This window comes from Rhodococcus sp. AQ5-07, assembly GCF_009707305.1.
Classification (GTDB): domain Bacteria; phylum Actinomycetota; class Actinomycetes; order Mycobacteriales; family Mycobacteriaceae; genus Rhodococcus_F; species Rhodococcus_F erythropolis.
The window spans coordinates 3,485,419-3,501,156 of sequence record NZ_CP046099.1 but is presented as its reverse complement, the minus strand read 5'-3'; the positions used below and the strand labels follow the sequence as shown (position 1 = coordinate 3,501,156).

The following is a 15,738-nucleotide window of genomic DNA, read 5'->3' as shown; positions in this document are numbered from 1 at the left end:
CAACTGATAACGATCAGCTATCGGGCTTCGGTGTTGACGGCTTCGGTGTTTGTGGCTCGAGCGGAGTCGTATCGCACGGATCCGGCAACCACGGTCATCGCGATTTCCGTGGTCAGGAGAGAATCGACCCCTTCGGCGAACGGATCTTGTTTCAGTACGACAAAATCGGCTGCTTTTCCCCGAACCAGTTGGCCGGTCACATCTTCCCACCGGCACGAGTAGGCAGCGTCGCGGGTTGCGTGAGCCAGCGCGTCCGCGAGGGGGAGTGCGTACCCCGGCAGGTTGGGTGCCAGTGACGGATCGATTGCGGATCGACGGGTGGTGGCGATGAACATGTTCGGCAGCGGCGGGTGGGGCGCCGTCGGAGCGTCCGAACCCAACGCCAGAACCGCTCCGGCCTCGGTGAATTCGGGCCAGGGGTACGCGCGATTCACCCGGTAGTCGCCGAGCATCGCCTGCCAGTTCTCTTGGATAGCAGGGTCAGCGTGAACCGGTTGCATCGAGGCGATGATTCCCAGGCGGGCAAGCCTTTCGACGTTGTCCCGGGTGATGGACTCCAAGTGTTCCATTCGGTGCCTGCGGGGAATGTCTCCGTTGGCGGCGATCGCGTACTCGAGTGCCGTCAATCCGATCTCCGACGCCTCGTCGCCGATCGCGTGCATCGCGATCTGCAGGCCTGCGGCGTCAGCGGCTGTCACGACGGGGATCAAGGACTCGAGATCCCAGATGGGCTCGGCGTTGGTGCCGTCAGAGTACGGCTCTTTCATTGCGGCAGTGCAGCTGTCGATCACACCGTCGATGATGATCTTGATTCCGGCGATACGGAGCCACGGACCTTGGACGCGCTCGTGGAGTTCGATCACGTCGTGAACTTGTCGGACGTTGTCAGCCTCGTTGTCCTCGCGGGTCATCAGCCAGTGAGCCGCGACGCGCAGCGGCAATGTGCCGTCTCCTGCATCCAATGCTCTTTCCAGCGAAGCTAATTCGTCCGCGCCGAGAGCCATGTCGACCGCGCCGGTCACGCCGTCCTCGAGATAGTGGCGGAACGCGAGCGCGAGGGCGGCGTCCCGGTCCTCGTCGGATGCGAGCTCCGCCAGTTTCGGCCAGACGTAGAGCATCATGGCCGTCTCGTACAGCATTCCGGTGGCTTCTCCGGTGTCCGGATCCCGGCCGATACGACCGCCGATCGGATCGGGCGTGTCCGCGTCGATGCCGAGTTCTCGCAGTGCTGCAGTGTTCACCCAGACCGAATGTACGTCGTTGGCGTCGAGGTACACCGGGCGATCGGGCACGACGGCGTCGATCATCTCTCGCGTCGGGTGCCCTCCATCCAGCGCGGAGAACAACCAACTGCGACCCAGCAGGCGTGGTGCGTCCGGGTTCGATTCCGCGAATTGCTTGATGCTGGACTGAATGTCGGCGAGATCGGTGGCATCACGCAGATCCAACTTCTGCAGCGCGAATCCCATCATGACCAAATGTGTATGGGCGTCGACGAAACCGGGTAGCACGACGGCGCCTTGGAGATCGATCACCTCGGCGTCGGGAGCCAGGATATCGGCATAGACGGTTTCGCCCACGAATCTGAGCTTGTGGTTCTCGACGACTATCGATTCGGCCCATCCGTCGTCGGCAGCCGTGAAGATCTTTCCGTTGCGGTAGTGAGTGATGCTGTCATTCATGACTTCTACGTGATCCTTACGCGATGACGGTAGTAGTGATGGCGGCGCTGTGGTGACGATACGCACCCTCGGTACGTGCGGAGAGTCGGGAAACCAAGGCGAACGGGACTAATAGAACGAAGCTGATCCCGGAGATGATGACTCCGAAGGTCGGATACCCGAGGCTGGCCGTCACCGAAGTGCCGAACAGTGGCGCGAACGCGGAGCCGATGAGGTAGGTGCCCAGTAGTGGGGCCGACCATCGGCCGGCGGCGTCGAGCGCGGCCGAGATGGCAACCAAGACGATGAACGTGGCCGCGTAGACAGTGTTCCAGGCGATGACCAGTACCAGGTAGATCGTGGGATCGGTGGTGAGGCTGGCAGACAGCTTCAGGATTGCCCCGAGTATCAGTAGCACGGAGATCGATACTGTCCGACTGACCCGAGAACCCAACGCGGTCAAAGTAACAGCCGCGAGCACGCCACCCGCCGTTGATGCGCTCAGCGCGAGACTCATTTGTTGATCCGAGAGTCCGGCGTGCTCGGAACCCATGATGCCGAGTACTGCCCACAGTGAGTCTTCGCTGATCGCCCAGACTGCAAGCATCGCGAGAAATGCGGTTCCGGCAAAAGTGAGTCGTTTCGCGCTTACCCCGGCGGGGAGAGTGGTGGTCGTCTTGGCGGACTTCGCCGTCTCCGGCGCCTCTTTCACCGGGGATGACGGCAACCAGGTGACCGTTGCTGCGGTAGCCAGTGCCAGGACTGCGACGATGCCGAATGCGTTGGTCATGTGTGTGCCGAGGATGGGTATGAGAGCGAGGACGGCTGTGACGACGACACGGTTCACGAGGCCGCTGATGCTTGACGCCCGGTCCGGGTTCGTGAGCGCGGCCAGTGCCGCTCCACCAACGGATGCAGATCCACCAGCGCCGATGCCGCCGACGATGATCGCGGTACACGCGATCATCGTGGACGGTGCGATGGCCGCAACGCCGAATGCGGCTGCCATTGCCATCAGGCTGACGCGGCCGAGGAGATGACGATGCCGACCCGATGCGATACGAGTGGTGGCGAGGCAGGTGAACGCGCAGACCAGCAGCGATGCGGTCAGGACGGCACCGGCGGCGGATTCGGTGACACCGAGGTCCTCGACCATTGCCACGATCATCAGGGGGATGAGGTTCGCGGTGATGAATCCCATGACACCGATGCTGAAGACGGCAATACCGCGGTTGGCGGTGAGTGGAACCCGGTCGGACTGCGTAATCGCAGAAGCGTTGATTGGCACTAGGGCAACCCCATGTCCTGAAGGGGGTGGCGGAACCGACCCCTGATGGCGTGATGCGAGTCACTTAATGAATGTGATTCGTTAAGTATGGGGATGGGCCCTGCCTCGGTCAAGGGGTATAACGAATTTGATTCGTTAATTGTATGTTTCGGGATACCGCCTCCCGCAAAGTGGCGTCGCCGGTCTGTTTCTTGTTGTGAGGCTTATGCTTCCGCAATGGCTGAGATTGCGGAACGCACCCGCTACTTCGAGCGCTACGTCACTTTCGTCGACGCGATTGTCGCCATTGCGATCACGCTGCTCGTCCTGCCGCTGGTCGAACTCACCAGTGACCACCACGGCACCACGTCGGAACTCCTGCGCGATCACGCTGCGCAGTTCTATTCGTTCGCCCTGAGCTTTCTGGTGATCTTCCGTCTCTGGTGGTCGCAGCATCGGCTGCTTCGTTTCGTGGTCGACGGAGACAAGGTGGTTGTGCGCGGGCTGGGGTTGTGGGTGATGACCATCGTGTTCTTGCCGTTCCCGACTGCGCTCGTTGCAGCGCCGTCGCAGGATCTCGGAACCAGGGCTCTCTACATCGGGACAATGGCAGCCAGTGCTGCGTGCCTGGCGGTGGTCGCGTGGGGTCTGGTTCGCAACCCTTCGTTGAGCGAAGAGAATGCGAAGCCGCATTTCACCGCTGAAATCGTCACTTTCCTGATCATGGTGGTGGCGCTGCTCGTCAGTGTGCTCGTTCCGGTGACGTCGTACTTCCCGCTGTTTCTTCTCCTGCTGTCGACGCCGATCGAGAAGCTGTGGAACCGAGTGGCGGCGAAATGGAGTCGCGGTGAAGGTGAGATGAGCTAGTCGGCGCGAGCGGTCATCGCGGATTTCTTGGCTTTGTTTCCGCAGATGTTCATGGAGCACCAGCGTCGGTTGTTGCCGCGGCTGGTGTCGACGTAGAGGCCGGTGCACCCGTCGCCCTGGCAGGCTTTGACGCGGTCGTGGTCGGGTCCACCGAGCACCGCGATCGCGTCGGCAGCCACTATCGACAAAGCGTCGCGGATCGGATTGTCTCCGGCTGATTTCCAGAGGGCCCGGCCACTCTCGAGGACGAGGTGGGCATCACCGAGTTCGGATGCGGTGTTGACGATCCCGACATCGGCGCGTGAGGCGCGGCGGTCCTCGCATACGGCGGTTCCGATGCGATGAATGGCCTCACGTAAATCCTGCGCGCCGCGGAGGTCGTCGTCTGTCGCGGTTGCTGGGGTGTCCATCAGATCGTTGGCGCGTAACCATAATTCGAGTCGCTGCGGGCTCGTGAGTCGTTCGAACCTCGAGCCGTTCCGATTGGTGAGGGTGGCGGTGAAGCGGAAGGCGAGCGTGTCGTTGTCGAGTCGAAACACGTCCCGAGCGGATTGATCAGCTCCTGCTTCGTTCACTTTCATCCTCCTTTGTAGCGAACCATCTCAACCGGTTCGACAGCAACTGTACCTGTGTGAGAGTGTTGAACCGTCTTAGATGGTTCAACATTTTCGAGAGGGAAATCCATGACTTCTGTTTCCGTGGTCGGTTTGGGTGCGATGGGTCGTCCCATCGCTCGAAATCTGATGGGTGCAGGCTTCGACGTGACGGTGTGGAATCGCAGCCCTGAAGCGGTAGCCGAATTGGTCGCGGAAGGGGCGACCGGCGCGAAAACCGTTGCCGAGGCATTCCAGTCCGGTGTTGTGCTGTCGATGTTGGCGGATGATTCGGCCGTGTCTGCGGCCATTCTGGATCCCGCCGTACTCGCATCCGTTCCGACTGGAACCGTGCACGTCAACATGGCCACCGTCAGCGTCGGCCTTGCCAAGCGCGCCGCAGCACTGCACGCCGAGTACGGCATCGGGTACATCGCGGCGCCGGTATTCGGACGCGTTTCTGTTGCTCAGGCTGGCCAGTTGAACATCATCGCCGGCGGCGACAGTTCCCTCCTCGAGCGAGTGCAACCCTTCCTCGACGTCATCGGGGCTCGTACGTGGCCACAAGGTGAGCGTCCGGAGCAGGCCAACATCGTCAAGATCATCGGTAACTACCTCATCCTCGCCGCGATTCAATCCTTGGGTGAGGCAATCACATTGGGGGAGAGGTCAGGTGTGGACGGAAGCCAACTCGTAGAACTGCTGACCTCGACGATCTTCCCGGGGCCGGTCTACTCGAGCTACGGGAACCTCGTCGCGACGCGTCAGTACGAGCCTGCAGGATTCACCACCGCTCTGGGCCTCAAGGATTTGAGGCTTGCGCTCGACGCCGCCGACAGCGTCGATCTGGATTTGCCGTTCGGCGGCGTACTTCGAGGCGTGCTCGCTCAGGCTCTGGCGAACGGTCAGGGCGAGATGGACTGGGCGTCGATTGCAGAACTGGTCCGTTCCGGCCAGGCGGGTGAAGGCAGTCCCGAAACACCGACGAGGTGAGCGCGAACTCGGACGGGACTGCGACTTCGGCACTGGCGGAGACCGATTCCGTCCGGACGCTACCGCTGGCCGGGTTGTCGGCACTCGCAATGGCAGGTTTCATAGCAATCACAACCGAAACCATGCCGGCCGGACTACTGGTGCAGATCGGGTCAGGACTGTCCGTATCTGTCTCCGGCGCCGGGCAATTGGTCACTGCATACGCGTTGGGCTCCGTCGTCGGGGCGGTACCACTGATCGCATTGACCCGAGGACTGCGACGGCGTGCTGTCCTGGTGTCGGCGACTGTTGGATTCGGTGTCTTCAATCTGGTGACAGCGCTGTCGTCGAATCTTGTTCTCACCTTGGGTGTTCGGTTTCTGGCGGGCATGGCAGCAGGTGTGGTGTGGGGGTTGCTTGCTGGGTACGCACGCAGGATGGCGCCCCCTCGTCTGCAGGGGCGGGCCGTTGCGGTTGCCTCCGTCGGACAGCCGATCGCGCTGGCAATCGGCGTTCCGATGGGTGCATTGCTCGGGACCCTGGCCGATTGGCGCGTAGTCTTCGCCGTAATGTCGGTTGCTGCGCTACTTCTGGTCGTGTGGATACTCACGGTGATGCCGGACTTTCCCGGGCAACAAGCGGATCGGCAGCTGTTGGTGCGGAAAGTCCTGGTCCTGCCGGGCGTACGACCGATTCTGTTTGTCGCGTTCTTGTGGATCTTCGCGCACAACATCGTGTACACGTATCTGGCGGCGTTTCTGGATCGCATCGGTTTCGGCGATCGGTTGGGAATCGTTTTGTTCGTGTTCGGACTTTTCGCCTTCGTGGGCATCGGTGTGGTCGGGGTGTTTGTCGACCGGGCCCTTCGAAGTCTCACCGTGCTGAGCTTGGTGGTCTTTGCCGCAGCTTTGACGGCGTTGGGCGTCGGCGGTGACAGCTTCGCAGTGATCGCACTCAGCGTTGCGGTATGGGGCGTGGCATTCGGAGGCGCTCCCACTCTCCTTCAGACTGCGCTCGCCGACACGACGGGCGACGCTGTGGACACTGCGCAATCGGTTTTCGTGACGATCTTCAATGCGGCGATCGCAGCGGGCGGCGTCGTGGGCGGGCTGATCTTGGCGGACAGGGGTGCGGGAGCGTTGCCGTTGGTTTCGCTGGTGCTGATCGTCGTCGGTGTTCTTGTGGTCAGTATCCGACAATTCGGACATAGCTTGTGATTCACTTCACGCATGCGAAAGTCATTGCTTGTGGTTGCTCTCGTTGCTACGTGGTTTGTCGCCGGAGCGATGCCCGCGGGGGCTGCGGATGCGAACTGGTCCGGTGATTACTCGCTCAAGCGTTTCGCCGCGACCAAGACGGGCACAAGTCTGGCCGCCAGCCAGTGGGAGCCGGATTTCTCCGATACATACACGTTCGAGACGGATTGCTCGAGCGGAGTCTGTATCGCCACAGTGGTCGGCGGTCCGGCTCCCGCCAATCCGACGTTGCCGCAGCCTGCGCGATACACCTGGGACGGAACCAGTTGGGTGCACCCCTATGACTGGGAGTGGGATTGCTACCAGGGGGAAGGCGTGCCCAAGGTGTGGGCACCGGCGCACTCCGAGGCGTATTACACACCTCAGCCCGATGGCAGTCTGAAAGGTTCGTGGCGTACCGACATCGCGAGTGGTCCCTGCGAGGGATCGGTGATCATGCACGTCGAGGCGTACCCGGTCGGTCGATCTACCGGATCCTTCGGTAGTTGAGAACGATCTGTGGCCCGAAGGTGTTGAAACAAATCTGAGCCCGCGGGAATTGATCGAGCCCCATGCACGTTAATTGAGTCAGTAACGCTCAACTTTCTGCAAGGAGGCTTCGGAATGCCAGCATTCTTCGGGCCCGAGGGTCCCGGTCGCATCGATATTTCCCGGCTCATGAGCAGGGCCACCCAGCAACTCATGGCTGACGCTGCACGTGTAGCGGCTGCTCGCGGTGATTCGGATCTCGATGCACTGCACGTTCTCCGCGTCATGGCGGAGCAGGATCCGGTCCGCACGCTCATGCAGCGCGCCGGAGCCGACCCGAAATCCGTGGTCGACGCCGTCGACCTGCGGCTGCCACAAGGCCGTGAGCAGGGGGCCTACTCTGCTCCTGCGCTCAGCAGCGCCGTGAAAACCGCTCTACTCGAGGCTCATCAACTGGCCCGAGCCCTGGGATCGACGTACATCGATCCCGAACACCTCTTCATCGCATTGGCTGGTGACCCCGATCATGTTCCGGGTCGTCTGCTCGCTTCGGCCGGCATCACGCCGGAGAAGCTGCAGGCAGCGGTTCAGAATCCTGCAGCCGGTCCAGTCGAAGACGAGTCCACCACACCGACGCTCGACAAGTACGGCGTCGATCTCACCGATCGCGCACGCAACGGCGGCGTCGATCCGGTGATCGGCCGCGCCGACGAGATCGAACAGACCATCGAGATCCTCTCCCGCCGCACCAAGAACAACCCCGTCCTGGTGGGTGAGGCCGGCGTCGGCAAGACTGCCATCGTCGAAGGTCTCGCCCAGCGCATCGTCGACGGGGATGTCCCGGAATCGTTGGTGGGCAAGAGGATAGTCCAGCTCGAACTCTCGAGCATGGTCTCGGGTACTCGCTACCGCGGAGACTTCGAGGAACGGCTGACCAAGGTGATCGACGAGATCACCGCACACAAGGACGAGCTGATCGTCTTCATCGACGAGATGCACACCATCGCCGGTGCCGGAGGCGGCGCCGAAGGTGCGATGGATGCCGGAAACATCCTCAAGCCCAAGCTCGCTCGCGGTGAACTGCACATCGTCGGCGCCACCACGCTCGACGAATACCGCAAGAACATCGAGAAGGATCCCGCGCTCGAGCGGCGCTTCCAGCCCGTACAGGTCGGAGAGCCGTCGATCGAGGACGCGATCGCCATCTTGAGCGGACTGCGCAGTCGGTACGAGGATCACCACAAGGTCCACTACACCGACGAGGCGATCACCGCTGCGGTGGAGCTGTCGGCACGTTACATCGGCGACAGGTTCTTGCCGGACAAGGCAATCGACTTGATCGACCAGGCCGGCGCCAGGCTTCGTTTGAAGACTGCCACGGTAGACACCGCTGCTCTGCAGCAACGTCTCGAGCAGCTCGAGAGCGACAAGGAGAAAGCCGTCGCCGACGAATTGTACGAGAAGGCGTCGACCCTGCGTGACGAGATCAACGGCGTCGCAAAGCGTCTCGAGAAGGCAGGATCCTCGGTTCCTTCCGAGGAAACTCCGGATGTGACTGCTGAACAGATCGCCCAGGTTGTCGCCCGTGCCACGGGTATTCCGGCCAGCCAGATGACTCAAGCAGAGAAAGATCGCCTGCGCCGTCTGGAAGAGGAACTGCACGGTCGTGTCATCGGGCAAGATGACGCCGTTCGCGCAATCGCGCGTGCGGTGCGTCGTAGCCGGACCGGTATGAGCGATCCGGATCGTCCCGTCGGTAGCTTCCTGTTCCTCGGACCTACCGGTGTCGGCAAGACGGAGCTCGCAAAAGCTCTGGCTGCCACACTCTTCGGTGACGAGAACAAGATGCTGCGCTTCGACATGAGTGAGTTCGGTGAGAGGCATACGGTAAGCCGATTGGTCGGTGCTCCTCCCGGATATGTCGGCTACGGCGAGGCCGGACAGCTCACGGAACAGGTGCGTCGTAACCCGTACTCGGTGATCCTGCTCGACGAGATCGAAAAGGCACACCCGGACGTGTTCAACACCTTGCTCCAGGTGCTCGACGACGGGCGTCTGACCGACGGCCAGGGTCGGACGGTGGACTTCAAGAACACCGTCGTGATCATGACCAGCAACCTCGGCTCGGACATCATTTCGAGCAAGTCCGGTGGACTGGGCTTCACCACAGGTGATGCAGAGTCGGCGGAGAAGCCACTGCGCGACCGCGTGATGGCCAGGTTGCGCGAATCGATGCGGCCGGAGTTCCTCAACCGCATCGACGAGATAGTGATCTTCCGCAAGCTCGACACCGAGCAACTGCACCGGATCACTGATCTGTTGCTCGACGACAGCCGGAAGCGGTTGCAGTCCAAGGGCATCGACATCGAGTTCACCGCCGACGCAGTGGACTGGATTGCCGAGCACGGGCATCAACCCGAGTTCGGGGCTCGCCCGTTGCGTCGTTCGATTCAGCGTGTGGTCGACGACAAGATCGCCGACATGCTGCTCGACGATCTCCTCGAAGAGGGCGGCAGTATCACCGTCGCGGTTGACGAGGGTGAGTTGGTGTTCAGCTAGGAGGGGCACAGCCCCCGTGAGCGGTTAGGGAGTCTCTGGACTCCCTAACCGCTCACAGGCGCGCAGCGCCCAAAATCTCCGCCGCCAGGGCGTCGTTGTGCCGGAAAAACCCCGCATTGGTACGGGGACGAGGGAAAGCCGCCGACCAGTTGTGGCCTGCAACCCACGGCCCGGCCGCGAAGCGGCGAGGATGAGCTGTGTTGTCCTGGTCGAGAATTCGTGAAGTACCGTCGACGGCGAGCTTCGCCGAACTGTCCACGGTCGCACGAAGTTCGACTGCCTCGCCCCGACCGTGAAGCGTCCGCAGGAGCGAGTCACCGCTCGCGCTGATGGACGCAACCGGCAAGCGTGCTTCGACGAGGGTGTTCGCGGCCACGATGTCGGTGTGCGACGCACTGCGAGCGACAAAGATCCCAGCCCCCGTTGCCGGGTCGATTTCGGTGGAGAACGCTGAATCCGGCCCGAGGAACTGGACGATGCCGGCCTCGTTGAGCGCGATCAACTGTTCCAGTCGCTCGGGTGGCGGACCACTGGCGATGAAGCTGAAGAACGAATGAAGCCAACCCTCGACGTCCTTGGCGACGGATTCGGCCGGGATTCTGCCGCGCCGCAGCAATTCTCCGACAGTCATGTACGTCGACAGCAGCGCTGAGAAGACAGCCGCGTCGGCGCTGAAATACGGGTCCGACCTCCGCGCGACGTCTGCCGAGATGTACTCGTTGATCCGGGATTGGACCTCGGCAAGTCCGTCGTAGCGCTCACCGCCGAGTGGGCGGTTCAGTCGCTCGAGATCGATACGGTCTTCCGGCTTCGGAACTGCGTTCTCGACCAGTTCCTGCAATCGAGACGATCCCCAAGCCAGCGAGGCGAATTCGGCGTCGAACTCCTCCCAGGTGCCCACCGTCCGATCCGGGTGCGACGCGAACAGTTCGTGATAGTGGGCGCCTGCCAATTCTTTCGACGCCAGCGGCCAGATGTCGTTTCGGAAATCCAACGGCCCGTCGCCGGGCACAAGATCAGCGGTGAAGAACCGAGGTAGCGGTGGCCGCGCGTCGGCGATCGAGTACGAAATCTTGGAGTGGTACGGCACGCCTCGACGAGATCCGGCGTACAACAGAGGTTCCCGACCCGAGGGAGTGTAAGTGAGGGTGCCGTCCTCACCGCGTTCGAAGACGCCGCCGCGGCTCTCGGCGAGGAGAACCATCCAGTCGATGAAAGCCAGCCCGAGTCCGGCGATCAGAACCGGTTCGCGTTCGGGAATGACATCGGCGTCGAGGTCGGCGGTGTATCCCGGACCTACGTAGGTCAACCCGTGCTCGGACGCGAAGCTGGTCAGCGCGGTTTCACGCGGGGCAGCCAACGCATCGGGGTGCCCTTGCGCGAGAAGGACGGCCGTCGCTTCGATGACAACTCCGTCGTCCAGATGAACCGTCTGTATCTCGCCGACGTTCACGATGTCGACCACGGATCGTCGATGAACCCGAACGTCGACGTGCGCTGGTGCAGAGTCGACCGCAGTCTGGAACACCCAGTTCAGGTATCGGCTCTGCAGTGACCTCGATGCAAACGACGACGGGGTGATCATCGGGACTTCTGCCGCGATTTCGGGGAATTCGGCAAGTTCAGCCGAGTGCTCGGCGACCCATTCCGCGAGGGTCGGACCCGGCAGCACTGGGCCGGTCACGGCGGTGGTCTCGTCGGTGAACATCGTGACGTCCGCGGTTGTCGAATTCATCCACAGAAGCGGCGCCTGGCTGCCTCGCCAAATGCGGCCGGCGCCTGCCGGATACGGGTCCACGACGTGAATGTCGATCGGTACGGGATCGGCGTTCACCGATTCGTGAGCGAGGATTCGCTCGAGTACGCCGGTCCCGCGGGGGCCACCGCCCACGATCACGACGACAGCTGCTGTCCCCACTGAGGTACGGGGTCGATCGCCTGGCACGAGTCCTCCATCGGACCTGGCAGAAAGCACCCGCACCTCAGCAGAGGGGGTTGCTGCGACGTCACGGAGCCAGGACTCTCGATCGCTCTGGATGGTTAGTCCAGCTTATCTTCGGAGAATCGTGAGGCAAGGAATTCCGGACATCAGATCAGCGTGAATCAAACAGTTGTCAATCGTTATCTTTCGGTTTGCGTTGCCGGCAGGATCCGAGCGTGAACATCCCCGAAGCCGATTCGTGATCCCCCGACGCCGGGAGCGGTGGCCGAGATGGCGATGGTGTCGCCGTCTTCGAGAAAGGTTCGAGTCTCGGAGCCCACGGTCACGGGTTCCTTGCCACCCCAGGTCAGTTCGATGAAGGCGCCGCGCTGATCCTTGTCCGGTCCGGAAATGGTTCCGGATGCAAAGAGATCGCCGGTGCTCGCTGCTGCGCCGTTGATAGTGGTGTGCGCGAGCATCTGCGCCGGCGACCAGTACATCTGGGCGTAGGGCGGCCGGGAGACGACGTGACCGTTCCATTCGACGGCCAGGTCGATGTCCAACCCCCACTTCTCCTCGCCGCGCAGGTAAGAGAGAGGTTCGGGGTCCTGCACCGGCGTATCGATTCGGGCAGCTTCGAGCGCGAGCAACGGGACAACCCACGCAGAGATGGACGTCGCGAAGCTCTTCCCGAGATTCGGGCCGAGAGGGACGTATTCCCACGCCTGGATGTCCCGGGCGGACCAGTCGTTCACGACGACGGCGCCGAAGACGTGCTCGGCAAAGTCGTCCGGGTTGATGGAATCGCCCATCTTCGAGGGAGTTCCGACGATGAAGCCCATTTCGGCCTCGATGTCGAGGCGGCGGGACGGTCCGAAATCCGGGTTCTCCTGATCGGGTGACTTGCGCTGTCCGCAGGGGCGAACGATATCGGTGCCGGAGACGACGATGGTGCTCGAGCGCCCGTGGTATCCGACCGGAAGGTGCTTCCAGTTCGGCATCAAGGGGGCAGCGTCGGGTCGGAACAGGCGTCCGAGGTTGGTCGCATGATTTTCCGACGCGTAGAAATCCACGTAGTCGGCCACCGCGATCGGCAAGTGCATTGTGACTGAGTCGACGGGAAACACTGCTTCCGAGTCTATTTCGCCGGTCACTAGATCCGTGATCCGATTACGCACCGATACCCACTGATCTCGGCCCAGCGCCATGAACGCATTCAGAGTCGGTTCGGCGAAGACGGAATCTCCCAGTGTCGCTGCGAGATCGACCACCGAGTCGGCGACCCGAACACCAACACGCGGTGATCCTCCGGCGGGGGAGAAGATGCCGTATGGCAGATTGTCGATCCCGAACAACGAGTCGGCGGGAATGTCGATGGTCGTGACGGTCATACGAGTGTTCCTTCGGTTTTGTCGGAGCGGACGATCAATCCGAGACCTTCGAGCTCGGTGAGAGGGTCCGAAATGCTACAGGTCCCGAACGAGAGGAAGCGGCGACGCACCTCGCCGGCCTCGTCCGCGGTCAGTTCGGCCAGGGCTTGCGCGATCGATTCGCCATCGCGTTGCGCCAGAGCAGCAACAACTTCCGAGCGGTCGGCGCCCCGCCTCACAGCGTTGACGGCCACCATGATGTTGAGGAAGCCGTGCTGCTCGAAACCTGTCTCCGGATCGGTATTGCGCACGCCGTGATGCAGTCCCGCGGTCGCCTTAAACGGGATACCCGCTCGGACAACGGATATCACGGCATCGGCGAGCTCGTCCTCGTCCGGGTACGCTTCGGCGACAATTCCTCCGGTGCGAAACTTCGCGGAGTACCCGGCGGTTTCGAGCGCCGTCAGAAAGTCTACGCGTCGATCACCGCGGGGTACCTCGACAAAAATGTCCAGGTCGGGATGAGCGGCATGGACGGGAGCGAGTTCCTCGAAGGCGGCTTCGGCGTCCAACCCGTCAGGAATTCCCACTTCGACGGCGGCGACGCTGACACCGGGGATAGCGAGCGCGTTCGACAGTGCCGCCGCCGTATCGGCTGGACCGGCCGGCACAGTCAGACTCAGCGTCACCGGGTTGTCAGCTGAAACGTACGCGGCCAGTTCGCTCAATCGCGGCGCGGGAAAGACGAAGGGCCCGACCAGTGCGTCATAGTCCGCCTGCTGGTAGGCCGCGTGGGCCGGAACTGCCTCGGCGAGAGGAGCATTGCCGGGTGGGAAGAGTGCTGCGTCGTCGCACAGGCCGCGCAGGAGTGGGGAGATGATCGTCATTGCTGAGGCCCCCGCCCTGCCCAACTCCAGGCGTACGCTTCGTCTTCACAGGCCAAGGCTCCCTCACCCAATTCGAGGGGCCGGAACGTATCGACCATCACGGCCAGCTCGTCGAAGAACTCGGCGCCGATGCTTCGCTCGTACGCGCCGGGTTGTGGGCCGTGGGCGTGGCCGCCGGGATGAATCGATATCGAACCCTGCCCGATGCCGGAACCCTTGCGTGCCTCGTAGTCACCGCCGCAGTAGAACATGATCTCGTCCGAGTCGACGTTCGAGTGGTAGTACGGCACGGGGATCGACAGGGGGTGGTAGTCGACCTTGCGGGGCACGAAGTTGCAGATCACGAAGTTGTTCCCCTCGAATGCCTGGTGCGCGGGCGGCGGCTGGTGAACACGGCCCGTGATCGGCTCGTAGTCGGAGATGTTGAAGGTGTACGGGTACAAGCATCCGTCCCAACCGACGACATCGAAAGGGTGCGTGGGATAAACCATTCGGGTGCCGACGATGCCCGCCGACGTGCGGTGCTTGACCAGTACCTCGATGTCGGCGCCTTCGGCGATCATGGGCGCGGTCGGTCCGTGCAGGTCTCGTTCACAGAACGGTGCGTTCTCGAGTAGCTGGCCGAAGCGGGAAAGATAGCGCTTGGGCGGGACGATGTGACTGTTCGCTTCGATGGCGTAGGCACGAAGTGGTTTGTCACCCTTGGGGATCCATCGATGCGTTGTTGACATCGGGATCAGGACGTAGTCACCTTCACAGGCCTCGAGTGTGCCGAAGACAGTCTCGACGGTCGCCTCGCCAGATTCGATGTAGACCATCTCGTCGCCGATTGCATTGCGGTACAGGGGAGATGGCGCCGCCGCAACGACGTAGGACAGTCGCACGTCGGCATTTCCGAGGATGAGACGACGGCCGGTTACCACGTCGGTCTCGTTCCAGGTGCTTTCGGGAAACAGCGTGTGGAGTTTCAGATGGCGCGGTTTGAGGGGATGGTTGGGGGTTGTGCTCTGATCGCGCAGTTCCCAGACCGTTGCGTCGACGATGGCCGACGGGATCTCGCGGTGGTAGAGCAACGAAGAATCCGAGGAGAAACCTTCCTCGCCCATCAGCTCTTCGTAGTAGAGGTTGCCGGACTCGTCACGGTGTTGGGTGTGACGCTTCGGTGGGATGTTGCCGAGTTGTCGATAGAACGCCATGACGGGGCTCCTTCTGTGCTGTTCTGCCTGGCTCACCTCCACCAGATAGTAAATACATTAACTAAAATGATGTGATGGGCGCAACCCTCCAAGGGGGTTCGGGTCTATGTCAGTTACGTCCGCGTACGTCGAACTGGCTGCGGTTGGTGATCAGTTTGTCCAGGAGCATGACAAGAATTCGCTGTTCGGCCTCGCTCAGGACGCTGACCCAGGCGTGTTCGCGTTCGTTCTGCTCGCGAAACGCTTCGACCATGGCTTCTCGGCCTTTGTCGGTCAGGTACAGCTGGACCGAACGGCCGTCGTTCTCGGTGGGCCGACGATCGATCAATCCGTCTGCCAGCAGCGACTTGGACAGATTGGAGACCGCTGCCCTACTCATTCCGGTGAGCTCGGCGGCAGCCTTCGGCTCGATCGGACCGGCCAGCCAGGTGACGAACAACAGTCGGAAGGAGGACCATGACCAGCCTCGAGGGCGGTGGATCGACGACTCGAGATCGTACGTGACGACGTTGGAGGCTCGGTTGAGCGTCAGGAGAACCTCGGTGGCGAGCTGATCGCGAAAGCCGTGTTCGGTGGCCAGCTTTTTGTTGGCCAGTTCGATGAACGACCAGAAATTGAGTTCGCCGACGGTTGACTGGTCATCGGTTGTCCGGTCATTCATGGACTAACCCTAGCGCGATCGGCAGGTGATTAATCTATGTACTAGATTTCGGGGTTCTGA

At 62.0% G+C, this 15,738-nt stretch carries 13 protein-coding genes and 1 riboswitch; of the genes, 5 read left to right on the top strand and 8 right to left on the bottom strand.

The window, feature by feature from the left end; all coding sequences use genetic code 11:
- Nucleotides 1-17 precede the first annotated feature (17 nt).
- Both GJB56_RS16105 and GJB56_RS16100 read right to left on the bottom strand, forming a co-directional pair.
- The gene (locus GJB56_RS16105; RefSeq protein WP_113683323.1) at nt 18-1,682 is read right to left on the bottom strand and encodes an amidohydrolase; all 1,665 of its coding nucleotides are present in this window, start codon (nt 1,680-1,682) and stop codon (nt 18-20) included.
- 16 nt (nt 1,683-1,698) lie between these two features.
- Complete coding sequence (locus GJB56_RS16100) at nt 1,699-2,949, bottom strand: MFS transporter (RefSeq protein WP_113683322.1); 1,251 nt, start codon at nt 2,947-2,949, stop codon at nt 1,699-1,701.
- A 216-nt stretch (nt 2,950-3,165) separates the two neighbouring features.
- Here GJB56_RS16100 and GJB56_RS16095 point away from each other — a divergent pair, with 216 nt between their 5' ends.
- Complete coding sequence (locus tag GJB56_RS16095) at nt 3,166-3,795, top strand: TMEM175 family protein (RefSeq protein WP_019745022.1); 630 nt, start codon at nt 3,166-3,168, stop codon at nt 3,793-3,795.
- Here GJB56_RS16095 and GJB56_RS16090 read toward each other — a convergent pair.
- Nucleotides 3,792-4,376 (bottom strand): CGNR zinc finger domain-containing protein, encoded by a 585-nt coding sequence (locus tag GJB56_RS16090; RefSeq protein WP_153211744.1) that lies wholly within the window; start codon nt 4,374-4,376, stop codon nt 3,792-3,794. The genes GJB56_RS16095 and GJB56_RS16090 overlap by 4 nt on opposite strands.
- A 102-nt stretch (nt 4,377-4,478) precedes the next feature.
- Between GJB56_RS16090 and GJB56_RS16085 the strand changes: the two genes are divergently transcribed.
- The 4 genes from GJB56_RS16085 (at nt 4,479) to GJB56_RS16070 (ending at nt 9,643) form a co-directional block, all read left to right on the top strand.
- Nucleotides 4,479-5,381 carry an NAD(P)-dependent oxidoreductase gene (locus GJB56_RS16085; RefSeq protein ID WP_113683321.1) on the top strand — a complete coding sequence of 301 codons (903 nt, stop codon included), beginning with the start codon at nt 4,479-4,481 and terminating at the stop codon, nt 5,379-5,381.
- Nucleotides 5,378-6,577, top strand: coding sequence for an MFS transporter (locus GJB56_RS16080; RefSeq protein ID WP_113683320.1), 1,200 nt, complete (start codon nt 5,378-5,380; stop codon nt 6,575-6,577). The genes GJB56_RS16085 and GJB56_RS16080 overlap by 4 nt, the downstream gene beginning before the upstream one ends.
- A gap of 12 nt (nt 6,578-6,589) precedes the next feature.
- Nucleotides 6,590-7,105: a hypothetical protein gene (locus GJB56_RS16075; RefSeq protein ID WP_019745018.1), complete on the top strand. Its 516-nt coding sequence runs from the start codon at nt 6,590-6,592 to the stop codon at nt 7,103-7,105.
- A 114-nt stretch (nt 7,106-7,219) separates the two neighbouring features.
- Complete coding sequence (locus tag GJB56_RS16070) at nt 7,220-9,643, top strand: ATP-dependent Clp protease ATP-binding subunit (RefSeq protein WP_029256076.1); 2,424 nt, start codon at nt 7,220-7,222, stop codon at nt 9,641-9,643.
- Nucleotides 9,644-9,695: 52 nt separating this feature from the next.
- Here the strand turns inward: GJB56_RS16070 and GJB56_RS16065 are convergent, their stop codons facing one another.
- The 5 genes from GJB56_RS16065 to GJB56_RS16045 all read right to left on the bottom strand — a co-directional run bounded on the left by GJB56_RS16065 (nt 9,696) and on the right by GJB56_RS16045 (nt 15,678).
- On the bottom strand, nt 9,696-11,588 hold the full coding sequence (locus GJB56_RS16065) for an FAD/NAD(P)-binding protein (RefSeq protein ID WP_230090991.1): 1,893 nt from the start codon (nt 11,586-11,588) through the stop codon (nt 9,696-9,698).
- Between the two features lie 4 nt (nt 11,589-11,592).
- Nucleotides 11,593-11,686, bottom strand: a riboswitch (SAM riboswitch).
- Nucleotides 11,687-11,764: 78 nt separating this feature from the next.
- On the bottom strand, nt 11,765-12,955 hold the full coding sequence (fahA, locus tag GJB56_RS16060; protein WP_113683318.1) for a fumarylacetoacetase: 1,191 nt from the start codon (nt 12,953-12,955) through the stop codon (nt 11,765-11,767).
- Nucleotides 12,952-13,821 (bottom strand): hypothetical protein, encoded by an 870-nt coding sequence (locus GJB56_RS16055; RefSeq protein ID WP_019745014.1) that lies wholly within the window; start codon nt 13,819-13,821, stop codon nt 12,952-12,954. The genes fahA and GJB56_RS16055 overlap by 4 nt, the downstream gene beginning before the upstream one ends.
- A complete protein-coding gene (locus GJB56_RS16050; RefSeq protein ID WP_113683317.1) occupies nt 13,818-15,017 on the bottom strand; it encodes a homogentisate 1,2-dioxygenase in 1,200 nt (399 codons plus the stop codon). The genes GJB56_RS16055 and GJB56_RS16050 overlap by 4 nt, the downstream gene beginning before the upstream one ends.
- Before the next feature lie 109 nt (nt 15,018-15,126).
- Nucleotides 15,127-15,678 (bottom strand): MarR family winged helix-turn-helix transcriptional regulator, encoded by a 552-nt coding sequence (locus tag GJB56_RS16045; protein WP_019745012.1) that lies wholly within the window; start codon nt 15,676-15,678, stop codon nt 15,127-15,129.
- Between the last annotated feature and the right edge of the window lie 60 nt (nt 15,679-15,738).

Coding starts and splice junctions, on each gene's coding strand:
- GJB56_RS16055 (WP_019745014.1), bottom strand. CDS start 13,821: ATGACGATCATCTCCCCACTCCTGCGCGGCCTGTGCGACGACGCAGCA.
- GJB56_RS16090 (WP_153211744.1), bottom strand. CDS start 4,376: ATGAAAGTGAACGAAGCAGGAGCTGATCAATCCGCTCGGGACGTGTTT.
- GJB56_RS16070 (WP_029256076.1), top strand. CDS start 7,220: ATGCCAGCATTCTTCGGGCCCGAGGGTCCCGGTCGCATCGATATTTCC.
- GJB56_RS16105 (WP_113683323.1), bottom strand. CDS start 1,682: ATGAATGACAGCATCACTCACTACCGCAACGGAAAGATCTTCACGGCT.
- fahA (WP_113683318.1), bottom strand. CDS start 12,955: ATGACCGTCACGACCATCGACATTCCCGCCGACTCGTTGTTCGGGATC.
- GJB56_RS16045 (WP_019745012.1), bottom strand. CDS start 15,678: ATGAATGACCGGACAACCGATGACCAGTCAACCGTCGGCGAACTCAAT.
- GJB56_RS16085 (WP_113683321.1), top strand. CDS start 4,479: ATGACTTCTGTTTCCGTGGTCGGTTTGGGTGCGATGGGTCGTCCCATC.
- GJB56_RS16050 (WP_113683317.1), bottom strand. CDS start 15,017: ATGGCGTTCTATCGACAACTCGGCAACATCCCACCGAAGCGTCACACC.
- GJB56_RS16075 (WP_019745018.1), top strand. CDS start 6,590: ATGCGAAAGTCATTGCTTGTGGTTGCTCTCGTTGCTACGTGGTTTGTC.
- GJB56_RS16095 (WP_019745022.1), top strand. CDS start 3,166: ATGGCTGAGATTGCGGAACGCACCCGCTACTTCGAGCGCTACGTCACT.